Source organism: Variovorax sp. ISS6 (assembly GCF_056523145.1).
The window spans coordinates 5,247,852-5,260,837 of record NZ_JAWRZC010000001.1; the positions used below are offsets into that span (position 1 = coordinate 5,247,852).

Sequence of the window (12,986 nt, forward strand, 5' to 3'; positions counted from 1 at the left end):
TCAGGTGGGCAGCAGTTGCGCGCGCAGTGCCTTCACCTCGGCCAGCGCGATCTCGCCGGCGCGCACGGCCAGCGCGGGATCGAACCATTCGTCGGCCGCGTCGCGCGGCAGCTCGGCGCGCAGCCGGTCGATGTTGGCGCGCATGCGCGCGGCATCCACCTGCAGGCCCGGCAGCGCCGCCGCCATGGCGCGCACGCTGCCGTGCGCAGACATCAGCAGCTGCGGCCATTCGCCGAGCTCGGCCTGCCAGGCGCCGAGCGCGCGCTCGTGCTGTTGCGGCATGGCGCCGAGCAAGGCCGCCACGCGCTGCGGCGCGCGATGCGCGGCGGCGATCGCCACCATCGACGCCACCGGGTTGCGCTTGTGCGGCATGGCCGACGAGCCGCCGCGCCCGGGCTCGCTGGGCTCGGCCACCTCGGCCACCTCGTACTGGCCCAGCAGCGAGACGTCGACCGCGATCTTGCCGAGGCTGCCCGTCAGCAGGCCGAGCTCGCAACCCAGCGCCACCCATTCGTCGCGCTGCGTGTGCCAGGTCGCGCCGGGATCGGCCAGGCCCAGTTCCTTCGCCATGCGTGCGCGCACCGCGCCCGCCTGCGGCCCCATCTGCGCCAGCGTGCCGACCGCGCCGCCGAGCTGCAACTGCAGCGCGTGGCGCGCGGCCTCGCGCAGCCGCAACCGGCTGCGTACCAGCGGCGCGGCCCAGCCCGCGCACTTGAAGCCGAAGCTGGTGACCGAGGCCGGCTGCATCAGCGTGCGCGCGAGCATCGGCGTGGCGGCATGCTGCACCGCGAGCTGCAGCAGCGCCTCGGCCGCCTTGGCGAGGTCGGTCTCGATCAGCGCCACCGCCTCGCGCGTGACCAGCGACATCGCGCTGTCGATCACGTCCTGGCTGGTGCTGCCGAAGTGCACGAAGGGCGCCGCCTCGGCATTGAAGAGCCCGACCGCTTCGCGCAGCGCCTTCACCAGCGGAATCGCCACGCTGCCCGCGCGGCCGCTCTCGCGCACGATCTTGGCCACGTCGAACAGCTCGACCTTGCAGCTGCCGACGATCGAGTGCGCCGCGCTCTCGGGAATCAGCCCCTCGGCGGCCTGCGCGCGCGCGAGCGCGGCCTCGAAGCGCAGCATCGCATCGACGAAGGCACGGTCGCTGAAGGCGCCCAGGGTTTCGGAAGTGGAGAGGAAGCCTTCGAAGATGCTCATGGTGTTCTTGTCGTGGGGATGTCAGTACTGGAGCTTCGCGCTGGCGCGCAACTCGTCGGCCGTCGCGCTGCCGAAGCCGAAGAACTCGAGGTAGGCCGGGATCATCTCGAACAGCATGTCGGTGCCGACCTGCACCGCGCAGCCCCTGGCGCGCGCCGCCTCGAGCAGCGGCGTGTACTCGGTCTTCATCACGACCTCGCCGACGAAAGTGCCGGCGTCGATGCGCTCGATGTCGAAGGGCAGCGGATCGTCGGCCTTCATGCCCAGCGGCGTGGCATTGACGATCACGTCGAAGCCCGCCGGGTCCTTCGAGCCGGTGGCCACCTTCAGCTGTGGATAGTGCTCACGCAGCCGCCCCGCCAGCGCCTCGGCCGAGGCCGCATGCGCATCGAACAGCATCAGCTCGGCCGCACCGGCCGCCGCGATCGAGGCCGCGATGGCCGAGCCCACCCCGCCCGCGCCCGACACCAGCACGCGCGTGCCCCGGAAAGGCCGGCCCTTGCGCTCCACGCCGCGCACGAAGCCCGCGCCGTCGAACTGGTCGCCCAGCAGCGTGCCGTCGGCCCGCTTGAGGATCGCGTTGCAGGCACCCGCGATGCGCGCGGTGGGCGTGACCTCGTCGACCAGCGACATGGTCGTGACCTTGTGCGGCATCGTCACCAGCGCGCCGCGCAGGTTGCTGAAGCGGAAGATCTGCGCGAGCGAGGCCGCGTAGTCCTCGGGCTTCACGCCCATCGGCACCACCACCGCGTCGATGCCCTGCTGCTCGAACCAGGGGTTGTAGATCATCGGGGCCTTGAAGGCCTCGGTGGGATAGCCCAGGTGGGCGATGAGCGTGGTCTTGCCGGAAATCATGCGCGAAGCCAAATAAAAAAAGAGGTTCAGGCCGCGCCGTAACGCAACGGCGTGGCGATCTCGGCGCGCATCGCGTCGGGATAGACGATCTCGCGCAGGAAGTCCGAGTCGGCACGCAGCGCCGCGGCCGCATCGGCATGGCCGAAGTAGTCGAAGTAGTGCGGCATCTGCTGGATCAGCATCTCGAAGCCGGCCTGCGCGTTGAGGCCGCGCGCGCGTGCCGCGCGCACCAGCGGCGTGGGCTGGTTGCGCAGCAGGATGTCGAACAGGGCCGCGTGGCCGTCCATGCGCGCCACGTCGACCGGCGCTGCATCGTCGTCGGTCAGGCCCAGCGGCGTGGCATTGACGACCAGGTCGTAGCCCTCGGGCGCGTTGCTGTCCACCGCCACCACGCGGGCGTCGAAGAAGGCATCGAGCTTGGCGGCCACGCCTGCGGCCTTGCCCGCGGAGCTGTCGTAGAAGGCGATGTACTCGGCGCCATCGACCGTGCCGCCCTCGGCCAGCGCCACGCCGATGGCAGCGGCGCTCACGCCCGCGCCGAGGATCAGCACGCGCTTGCCGCGAAACGGAATCGCGAAGCGGTCGAGCGCGCCGATCAGGCCTTCGCCGTCGAACAGGTCGCCCTCGAGCTGGCCGGCCTCGGTGCGGCGCACCACGTTGACCGAACCGGCCACGCGGCCGAACAGGCCCGCGCCTTCGAGCAGGTCGACCACCAGCGGCTTGTGCGGCGGCGCGATCACCATGCCGCGCACATTGCGCGCGAGAAAGGCCGACTTGAAGAACACCGCGAAGTCGCGCACCGGCACCTGCATCGGCAGCAGCACCGCGTCGATGCCGAAGCGCTCGAAGGCGGCGTTGAACATGCGCGGCAGCCGCACATTGCGCACCGGGTCGCCGGGAATCAGGTAGGCCTGGGTGCTGCCGCTGATGGGGAGGCTCATGGGCGTCTTTCCGTTCGTCAATCGCTCGTTTCGAGGCTGGATGCCCGGCTTTATAGTCCTTTCGCCCCGAGCCCGCTGACTCCAAACCGCCATTTCGTTCGATCATCGATCTTTCAAGATCGTCAATCGTTCAAACCTAGGGTTTTTGCCCATCCATCGGACGCTACGGCCGGGCGGCGGCGCAGGCACACTCCCCGGTCATGAGCAACGACGACCCACCCGCACCGCCCGGCCTCGACAAGCGCGACTGGATCGCCGGCCTGGAGCGCGGCGTGAGCATCATCGAGGCCTTCGACGACGCCAACCCGCGCCTCACGGCGAGCCAGGCCGGCCAGCGCACGAACATGACGCGCACGGCCGCGCGCCGCTACCTGCTGACCCTGCAGCACATGGGCTATGTGGCGAGCGACGGCAAGCTGTTCTGGCTCACGCCGCGCGTACTGCGGCTGGGCCAGTCGTACCTCGAGTCGGCGCGGTTGCCGCGCGTGGTGCAGCCGTTTCTGCAGCGCGTGGCCGCCGGCACCAACGAAATCGCCTACCTCAGCGTGATGGACGGCGACGAGGTGGTCTACATCGCGCGCAACGGCCCCAACCGCAGCATGAGCACCGGCTACGTGCTCGGCGCGCGCGTGCCCGCGCAGGTCACGGCCTCGGGCATGCTGATGCTCGCGCTGCGCGGCGACACCGAGCTCAACGAATGGCTCGCCACGCGCCAGCTCACCGTCTTCACCTCGCACACCATCGCCAGCATGGAGCGCATGAAGCTCGAGCTCGCGCGCATCCGCGCCCAGGGCTGGGCGCTGTCCGAGCAGCAGCTCGACCTCAACTCGCGAGGCATCGCGGTGCCGCTGCGCGACCGCCACGGCACGCTGGTGGGCGCGCTCAACATCACGATGCCGATGGGGCACGAGAGCTCGGAGGATGCGGTGGCGCGGGTGTTGCCGGTGTTGCGGGAGACGGCGCAGGCGATGCGGAATTTGATCTGAAATTGCGCTCTGCGCCGCCGGCTTGGTCACCTCTGCAGCAGGCTTGTCGACATGAGGGTATCTTTTTCCCGGCGGGAGTTACTCGGCACTGTTGTTCAACACCCAGCTGTCGACACCCTTTGCACAGATCGCGAATCAATCCAAGGAGTGTGGAGTCCAGCGGCGACGGTTGAGAGCTTTTCTCCCCGAACGCGCCGTAGCGCCACTGCCAGACCGGTCGGACGGTAATGAACGGGGCCCAACGGTGGGACTAGAGCAACGCCGATGCTGCTCAGGCATCTTGAACCAGCTCGAGGCACTCTCGAAGAACACCGAAGAAGTGCCCGCTATAGCGGGCACCTTCATCGTCACCCGTGGTAGCTCCGAAACCGATCCATAGATAACCATAGTTGTCGATTTCTTGAACGGTTGCGATCTGGCCAATGCAGGCATACATCTCTACCTGCTCACTTTCTGGAAGATCGTGCAACAGCCATTCTGGAAGGCCAACCAAGCGAACACGACTTCCAACTAGAACTTCATCTTTCATCTCAACATCCTCCTGAATATTGCTCCCCCTTGGGGCCCGTGCATTTACACGATACGTGCTTCGGTTGACATTGAAGATTCGAGGTTGCGTTCTCTTGTGCAATGTTCCTAGCAGTACCTAAGTCGTTGGCCTCGCCTCCGCCAAATGCAAAGCGCTTCGCTGGATTACTCGGGCAGTTTCCAGGGATATTGTCATTGCAATCAGCGCGTGCCTTACAGGACCATTGACCCGCAGTCCGATCAGGCCACCAAATATCTCTAGGGACTGACGTTGCATTCTGGGCGTTAAGAGCAGCACCTGCGCCTGCAACGCCTATCCCCGCCGCTGCACAGGTTGCGGCATTCGCGGGATTCGCGCACCCCATTACCGACTGAAGGCCCATCGGATCGATATCGGTCAGCGGATTCTCGCCGACATACCCAAACCGATTCCATCCACCATCCAGCCCAATCGGGTCTGGTTGGCTATAGCGTCCTGTCTTAGTGTCGTAGCTTCGGAAGTAGTTATAGAACAACCCGCTCTCTGCATCCGCGTATTGCCCCGGATAGCGCAGATTGAAGACGACGGGTGTCGCTGAAGTCGCTCCAGTGTTTGGCGCCGTCTCCGGCCCTGTGAATCGCTTGGCCGCTGTCGTCGGCTCTTCTTCTCCGAACGCGCTGTAGCGCCATTGCCAGACCGACTGGCTTGCTTCATTGCTCAGCCATCTCGGCGTGTTCAGGTGGTCGCTGTGCACCGCATAGGTGTTGCCGTTGATGACGGCAGCGATTGGCATCGGCCCATTGGCCGTCGGCAGGTAGATGTAGCTGTCTTGGCCTGCGCTGTTCGTGCCCCCGCTGCCAATCTCCGCCACCGGCGTGCCCTGCTCGTCGTACACATAGGCATAGCTCAGCTGTTCGGCTTCGCTCGTGCTCGGACTCACATCTTCGTGAAGAACACCACCAGACTGCTCCAGAACCCAGAATCGCTCTCGTCCCCCTGGCTCGGCGGATACAGCGGCTCCGTCTTGAACACCCGCTGCCCCAGCGCGTCGGGCTGCTCTCCGTCGCGCCCGTGGTCGCCGACCCTCGGCGTCGCAGCCGAAGCTGCTCAGGCCATCGCCCGTCAAATCGACGATGCCTTTGTAGCCGTAGACCACGCTGGTGGTCGCGCTGCCTGTGGTCTGGCTGAAGCTAGTGATGCGATTGACGTTTGCCTCATTAGTCGAAGCGTGCGATAAAGCACTGATCCTGTCGCATCGACGCTCGTGACCGCCACTGTCATGGCCTGTGCACACTACCTCGACGAATGGAGTCTGGCTCCAATTTTCTAGGATTAATCCCGCCGAGGGTCAACCTCGATTGGTACGGGCGGTTCAACGGCTTCTGGCATTGCTCTAAAGCCCGCTTTCAAATCTTCATATACGGGACACTTATTGGAGTGAGTTTTTAGAGCTCCCTCAGCGCACCTGCATGAAAGAGTCGCATTTTTTGATGACTTCGCGAACTCCTGATATGACGTAAGCGTTCCTTGTTCAAATCTTAGTACAAATACAGCAGAGCCGCGCTGATTCCACATGGTCTGACACCCACTGTAGCTTCCCCCAATTCCTCGCGGGTAGACGAAGAGAAATTCGCCGTGAGCTACATTCACAGCAGCAGCGCGCGGCGGTGCGTTCAGTGCGCAGTTTTCCTTCGCATAAGTGTTTGAAGCGAAGGCTGTCGTAATGCCGATGAGGAGTAGCAGGCGCCAAAGTTCGTTTTTCATTTCAGTTTTTTTAGCAAGGACAAGTCGCTTTGTAGCGAGCAATGATGCCTTTGGATTTTTCAATCGCTGAACCCAAAGAGCGCTTAGATGGCAATACGTCACCTCGCAGATGCGCGGGCCCAGGTATTCCTCCATACCACGGCAGAAATCCTCGATGCCCTGCGGCCACACTGTCCTGAACAGCATGAAGTGCCCGAGCCAGACCTTCCTGAGTACAAGAGCTGATGTTGTCATCGAGGTATTTTTGGTAGCGTTGAAACGCATCTGCAACAGATTGCCCAGTCTTTCCATCGCGCATGGAATGCCAGAAGGAATTGGCCGTGTCTTGACTTCCGGGCAAGAAATCTACCCCAGGCACCTGCCCCTCCAATCCTGGAAAGGATTGGTCACCGTCGAGTGCTTGCTCTGTTATCCAGCCGTGTTCGGCATAGCCAAACAGACCTAGTGGATCTTTGAACCGCAGGGGGTTGCCTTCAACATACCCGAAGCGATTCCACCCGCCGTTGAGGCCGATCGGGTCCGGTTGACTGTATCTCCCCATCCTTGTGTCGTAGCTGCGGAAGTAGTTGTAAAACAGCCCCGACTCTGCATCCGCATACTGCCCCGGATAGCGCAGATTGAAGGCGATGGGCGTCGCTGACGTCATCCCCGTACTCGGCACGGTCTCCGGCCCCGTGAACCGCTTGGCCGCCGTGGTCGGCTCCTCCTCCCCGAATGCGCTGTAGCGCCACTGCCAGACCGGCTGGCTTGCCTCGTTGCTCAGCCTTCTTGGCGTGTTCAGGTGGTCGCTGTGCACTGCGTAGGTCGCGCCGTTGAGGACGGTAGCAATCGGCATCGGCCCATTCGCCGTTGGCAGATAGATGTAGCTGGTTTGACCTGAGCTGTTCGTGCCTCCGCTGCCGATCTCCGCTACCAGCGTGCCCCGCTCGTCGTAAACATACGCATAGCCCAGTTGCTCCGCTTGGCTCGTGCTCGGGCTCCATATCTTCGTGAAGAATGCCATCAAGCCGCTCCAGAACCCTGGATCACTCTCATCCCCCTGGCTCGGCGGATACAGCGGCTCCGTCTTGAACACCCGCTGCCCCAGCACGTTGTGCGCATAGCGCGTCGTCGGGCTGCTGTCCGTCGCGCCTGTGGTCGCCGTGCTTAACCTCCCCTCGGCGTCGTAGCCGTAGCTGCGCAGGCCATCGCCCGTGAGGTCGCCGTTGGCGTTGTAGCCGTAGACCACGCTGGTGGTCGCGCCGCCCGTGGTCTGGCTGAAGCCCGTGAGGCGGTTTCCGTTGGCCGGGACGGTGTAGGTGCGGCTGGTGCTCAGCCCATTGACCACCCGCGTGCTGCTCGAGCGATTGCCGTTCGCGTCGTAGCCGAAGCCCGCGGTGTTGCTGCTGCTGCCCGCCACGTCGAAGCTCGTGATGCGCCCGACGCTGTCGTAGCCCACGTTCTAGGTGGTGCTGGCGTTCGCGATGCTGTTTTGTCAGCGATCGACGAGGGATCGATCATCGCAACCTTCTCCGAGAACTCTGACAGAGCGGCGTAAAAGACGAAGCCACAAGGCCTCAAGGAGAGTGATCTTTATGCAATCCTTCGTTCATTCCGCTATTCCCATCGCCTCGAAGAACGGGGAAAACTTCTTCAACATCTCTTCTCCCTCTCGCAAGGTCCCGCGATCCGTGTAAAGCGAGCGCTCGGTTTGGAGGTCGATGGCTTCAGCATCGTAATCACCGCTTTCCCAGCAAGTGATACGGCCTACCGCTGTCGGGGTATCAACATCCAATCGCGCGGAGCGATTGTCGCAAGGATCACTCTCAGTCAACTGCATTTCAATGTCTCTATGCAATTTGGCCTGGGCCGTTTCGACCGAATGTGCCCAGCCGATGAATCTGTTCAACATAGGATTTCCTGTCATGGGAGCTTGGTTGCCGAATGAACTATGTCTGATGCGCTGGGCATCTGCGGTGCTGGAAGCCCCTTCCGCTGGGCAAGCCTGCCCTCAAGAGAGTTTGGGCCGATGATTTTCGACCATCCATCGTTGGTCGGCTTCAATGAGGAAGAGGGAACACCAAACTCAGCGTAGAGGCTTCCAGGTTTGGCCTGATTCAAGAAGGCTGCTGCATCCGCTGGATCGGCAACATGCGTAGTCCCCGACAAACTTTCTTGGACTTTTCCTGATGCCCTCATAGCATCGTACTCTGCCTGAGACATCCATCGTCCAACTCGCGTTATTGCTTTTGTAGCGCCTCCAAGACCACCGCCGCAAAATGCCATTGCGATGTTTTCCCCGAGCGCTCGCTGCTCAGGCGTTTCAGGGAAATTGAGTCTCTCCCAGATCGAGGGCGAAGGGTTTGTCGCCGGAAGGTATCGCCCATAGCCATAACTCCCCCAACGATCCAGACCGAACGGATCGTTGTAGCCCAGCGGATTTCCATCCACATACCCAAATCGGTTCCATCCACCATCCAGCCCAATCGGGTCAGGCTCGCTGTATCTCCCCGTCCTCGCGTCATAGCTACGGAAGTAGTTGTAGAACAACCCGCTCTCAGCATCCGCATACTGCCCCGGATAGCGAAGGTTGAAGGTGACGGCAGTCGCTGACGTCGCTCCGGTGTTCGGTACCGTCTCCGCGCCCGTGAACCGCTTTGCCGCCGTCGTCGGCTCCTCTTCACCGAACGCGCTAAAGCGCCACTGCCAGACCGGCTGGCTCATCTCGTTGCTCAGCCTTCTTGGCGTGTTCAGGTGGTCGCTGTGCACTGCGTAGGTCGCGCCGTTGAGGACGGTAGCAATCGGCATCGGCCCATTCGCCGTTGGCAGATAGATGTAGCTGGTTTGACCTGAGCTGTTCGTGCCTCCGCTGCCGATCTCCGCTACCAGCGTGCCCCGCTCGTCGTAAACATACGCATAGCCCAGTTGCTCCGCTTGGCTCGTGCTCGGGCTCCATATCTTCGTGAAGAATGCCATCAAGCCGCTCCAGAACCCTGGATCACTCTCATCCCCCTGGCTCGGCGGATACAGCGGCTCCGTCTTGAACACCCGCTGCCCCAGCACGTTGTGCGCATAGCGCGTCGTCGGGCTGCTGTCCGTCGCGCCTGTGGTCGCCGTGCTTAACCTCCCCTCGGCGTCGTAGCCGTAGCTGCGCAGGCCATCGCCCGTGAGGTCGCCGTTGGCGTTGTAGCCATAAACCACACTGGTGGTCGCACCACCCGTGGTCTGGCTGAAGCCGGTGAGGCGGTTGTTGTTGGCTCCTACGGTGTAGCTGCGGCTGGTGCTCAGCCCGTTGACCACCCGCGTGCTGCTCGAGCGGTTGCCATTCGCGTCGTAGCCGAAGCCCGCGGTGTTGCTGCTGCTGCCCGCCACGTTGAAGCTCGTGATGCGCCCGACGCTGTCGTAGCCCACGTTCCAGGTGGTGTTGGCGTTCGCGATGGTGTCGTGCGTGGGGTCGGTGTCCGCCGGGCCGTAGAGGTTCTGCGTCAGGCTCGTGATGCGTCCCGCTGCGTCGTAGACGTAGCTGCCGAACTCGGTCGCGGTCATGCGCCCGGCCGTGTCGTAACTGCGCGTGGCCTTGAGCTTCGGGTCGGTGCTCGTGAAGGCCCAGGTCCAGCCGGTGGGTTGGCCCAGCGGGTTCCAGGTGATGTTGCTCACCAGCGGCGTGCTGTTCCAGTTCAGGCCGGTGAGCCGGCCGGTCGAATCGTAGACATGGCTCAGCGTGGCGCCCGTCGGGTACGCGATGCTTCCCAGCGTGCCGTTGAGGTTGTAGGCGTAGCCGATCTGCTGGACGCTGCCATTGGCCAAGGTCTGCTTCTTGACCACCACGCGCCCGAAGGCATCGCGCGTGTATTCGGTGGTGCCGCTGCGGTCCACGATCTCCGACAGGTAGCCCTTGCTGGTGGCCGTGAGGTCGTAGCGCAGGGTCGTGGTCTTGCCGTCGGCGAAGACGAGGCTCGTGGGCCGGCCCAGAGCATCCCTGTTGATGGTGGTGGCCTGGCCCAGCGCGTCGACGATCTGGCTGGGCAGGCCCAGGTTGTCGTACTGGGTGGTCGCTCCACCCGTGTCGGCGCTGCTCTCGGCGGTGGCGTTGCCCTGGGCGTCACGGGTGTAGCCGGTGGCCACGCCCTTGAAGTCCTTGGCCTCGGTGACGGCATCGAGGGCGTTGTACTTGAGGGTCGCCGTGGCGTTGGCCGCGTTGGTCACCGAAGCCACGCGGCGCAGGTTGTCCAAGCCCAGTTGCGTGCTCTGGTTCAGACCGTTGGTGCTGCGGGTGAGGTCGCCGTTGGCGTCGTAGCCGAAGAAACTGGTCTGGTTCGGGCCTTCGGTCTTGCCCGAGACGCGGTTGATGTTGTTGATGGTGCGCGCGGCGTTCCAGGCCACGGCGCCGCTGCTGTCCTTGATCTGCTCGGCGGTGCGGTTGCCCATGCCGTCGAGCGTGAAGCTGCCGCTCTCGCCGCGGTTGTTGCTCCAGCCGGTGAGGCGATGGGCCGGGTCGTAGGTGTAGGTCAGCACCAGGCCCGTGGGCAGCGTGATGGTCTCGACGCTGCCGTAGGGCTTGTAGGTCAGCGTGGTGGTCTGCTGGCCGCCGACGGTCTGGGTCAGCAGGCGATCGCGCGCGTCGTAGGTGTAGGTGGTGACGAGGCCGTTGGGTTCGGTCTGGTTGGTGACGCGGTTGGCGGGGTCGTAGGCGTAGCTGGTGACATGGCCCAGGGCGTTGGTGCTGGTGAGGACGTTGCCTCGGAGGTCGTAGGTGTAGGTGGTGGTGGCGCCGTTGGGCTCCGTGGCCGTCTCGACCAACTGAGAAGCGTTGTAGGTCCACTGCCAGGTCTGGGCCTTGTTGGTGGCGGTGTCGGTGACGGTGCGGGTCAGGACATTGCCGACGGTGTCGTGGGTGAAGGCGGTGGTGCGGCCGGACTCGGTGATCAGCACGGGGAGGCTGAAGGTGGGGTGCCACTGGGTGGTGGTGGTCTGGGCCTCGGGTCTGCCGAAAGCGCGGGTCACGGTGAGCGGGAGGCGGCGTGTGGTGTCCCAGGTGGTGGTGGTCACCACGCCCTTGAAGTCAGTCTCGCTGGTAATGAGGCCGTTGGCGTCCTGCACCCGGTTGGCGGCATCGCTCTTGCCTTCGCCAGACGGCAACGAACCCGAGGTGACCGCGAGCTTACCTAGCGTAGTGCCATAGCTGAAATTGCGGCTTGTGCCCAAGGGATCGATCACCGTAGTAGAGCCGGCCGAGGGATAACTCACCTGGTACGCATCGACCGAGCCCGCGAGCTGCGTGCTGATGGCGCGACCGGTGGTGTCGTAGGCGAAGGTGCCCCAGCGGACGTTGCTTTCGTCAAAGATGCCCGTGAGCCCCTGCTGGAAAGACGCATTCTCGTAAACGAAGCTGCGGGCCTTGCCGTCGGGATAGATTACAGAAGACAGGCGACCCGACGCGTCATATCCATACCCAATGGCTCGAGAATCAGGCATCGTGACACTGACCAGTTTGTTGCCGCTGTAGCCGAACGTCAGCATGCGGCCAAAGCCGTTGGCTACAGCGGCGAGCTGGCCCGCGCCGTTGTAAGTGAATACCTTGGCCCAGCCATTGCGCTCGACGGTCGTTTGCAGCCTGCCGCTGCCGTCGAAGTAGGAGGTGACATCGTCGTCCGAGCGGTGCCAGGTCCAGCCGCCGCCGCTGATTGGAGTCAGGGTGTCGGCACTATTGGTGGCGCTCCAGGTCGTTGCGCCGCTAACTTGCGCGAACCCCCGCGCGTAACCCTCGCCGGTGGTGATGACGACGGCAGTGGGGGACGTGTTTGGCGTTGCAGTGAGCTTGGTGCTGAAGTTATGTGCCCAGACTTGACCTAGGGGTGCTGTGCTTCGGGAGGAATCAGCGCTCCAGCTGCTGCGATAGGTGCGAATGAAGCTCAAGGCCTGAGGGCCAGAATCGGCCCAGTCCAGTTGGGACTCAAACTTCTCATTGGATGCAGGGAAGATTGGATTGCCCGAAAAAACGCCATCGGCTGTGCGTTTGCATGACTGAGGATCATCTTGCGATTCAGGTGCCGAGGCGTGACAGAAAGAGTGGGTAGGATCTTCCTGGTAACCGGGTCGACAAGAGCACGCCGAGCCAATAAGGACACTATTCGCCGGACACATTCCAGGAGACATGCGGTTTATCGCGTGGCCAATCTTGTATCCAGGGTCAGGGTTAAGAGAGAACAAGGCACCGTCCGTAGAGATGGAAAGCTGGCACGTCAATCGAGTCCACGTGCGGTTTGCATATTGCGGATAGATGCTCTTTAAGTACGCAAGGGCAGCATCACATGCGTCCTCTATCGTTGGGTAGTAGCGCTTTGTGGGGTTGCCGCCGGAGTAAGGACCATCGGCAGGCCAGACGCTTACGAAGTACTTGTAAGGCCCGGGCTGCGGCAGGGCAAAGGTGCCGCCGCTCCAGCCAATTGCAATCGCTGCGACCAATAGCCGCAGAAATCTCGCAGCGCCCAGGGTCCAGCGCTGCTTAAGAAAATGCGCGATTCGCGCATGCGATCTCCCTGGACGCTTCCTGTCTGTCATCTTTTTCCTCCGCAGCAGGGAAATTGTCGAAATATTCGATTGCAGCTAATTTAGCTCACGAAGAAATTTCAAACGCGGAGCTCGACGGCGAAGTCGATCGACAAGGCCGATCGTGCCGAAGAGGGTCTGGAAGCTCATGCTAATCCCGCGAGAAAATGCCAGATCCCATGCATGTTGCGCCGCGACGGCTTC

At 63.1% G+C, this 12,986-nt stretch carries 9 protein-coding genes; 1 reads left to right on the forward strand and 8 read right to left on the reverse strand.

Annotated elements, in window-relative coordinates; all coding sequences use genetic code 11:
- The 3 genes from pcaB to AC1HIL_RS24365 are packed head-to-tail and all read right to left on the reverse strand — an operon-like array spanning window position 1 to window position 2,996.
- Window positions 1-1,200, reverse strand: a complete 1,200-nt coding sequence (gene pcaB, locus AC1HIL_RS24355) for a 3-carboxy-cis,cis-muconate cycloisomerase (protein WP_057596429.1) — start codon at window positions 1,198-1,200, stop codon at window positions 1-3.
- Between the two features lie 21 nt (window positions 1,201-1,221).
- On the reverse strand, window positions 1,222-2,055 hold the full coding sequence (locus tag AC1HIL_RS24360) for a shikimate dehydrogenase family protein (RefSeq protein WP_479670223.1): 834 nt from the start codon (window positions 2,053-2,055) through the stop codon (window positions 1,222-1,224).
- A gap of 26 nt (window positions 2,056-2,081) precedes the next feature.
- Complete coding sequence (locus AC1HIL_RS24365) at window positions 2,082-2,996, reverse strand: shikimate dehydrogenase family protein (protein ID WP_261206631.1); 915 nt, start codon at window positions 2,994-2,996, stop codon at window positions 2,082-2,084.
- Window positions 2,997-3,196: 200 nt separating this feature from the next.
- On the opposite strand from AC1HIL_RS24365, the gene AC1HIL_RS24370 reads away from it, so the two are divergent.
- On the forward strand, window positions 3,197-3,982 hold the full coding sequence (locus AC1HIL_RS24370) for an IclR family transcriptional regulator domain-containing protein (RefSeq protein ID WP_296782130.1): 786 nt from the start codon (window positions 3,197-3,199) through the stop codon (window positions 3,980-3,982).
- A 271-nt stretch (window positions 3,983-4,253) separates the two neighbouring features.
- Here the strand turns inward: AC1HIL_RS24370 and AC1HIL_RS24375 are convergent, their stop codons facing one another.
- The 5 genes from AC1HIL_RS24375 to AC1HIL_RS24395 form a co-directional block, all read right to left on the reverse strand.
- Window positions 4,254-4,511, reverse strand: coding sequence for a hypothetical protein (locus tag AC1HIL_RS24375; RefSeq protein ID WP_479670224.1), 258 nt, complete (start codon window positions 4,509-4,511; stop codon window positions 4,254-4,256).
- A gap of 1 nt (window position 4,512) precedes the next feature.
- Window positions 4,513-5,430, reverse strand: coding sequence for an RHS repeat-associated core domain-containing protein (locus AC1HIL_RS24380; RefSeq protein ID WP_479670225.1), 918 nt, complete (start codon window positions 5,428-5,430; stop codon window positions 4,513-4,515).
- An 834-nt stretch (window positions 5,431-6,264) separates the two neighbouring features.
- Entirely contained in the window at window positions 6,265-7,692 is a 1,428-nt protein-coding gene (locus AC1HIL_RS24385; RefSeq protein WP_479670226.1) for an RHS repeat-associated core domain-containing protein, read from the reverse strand.
- A 150-nt stretch (window positions 7,693-7,842) separates the two neighbouring features.
- A complete protein-coding gene (locus AC1HIL_RS24390) occupies window positions 7,843-8,142 on the reverse strand; it encodes an immunity protein TriTu family protein (protein WP_444813757.1) in 300 nt (99 codons plus the stop codon).
- Window positions 8,143-8,156: 14 nt separating this feature from the next.
- A complete protein-coding gene (locus AC1HIL_RS24395; RefSeq protein ID WP_479670227.1) occupies window positions 8,157-12,794 on the reverse strand; it encodes a TreTu family toxin in 4,638 nt (1,545 codons plus the stop codon).
- Between the last annotated feature and the right edge of the window lie 192 nt (window positions 12,795-12,986).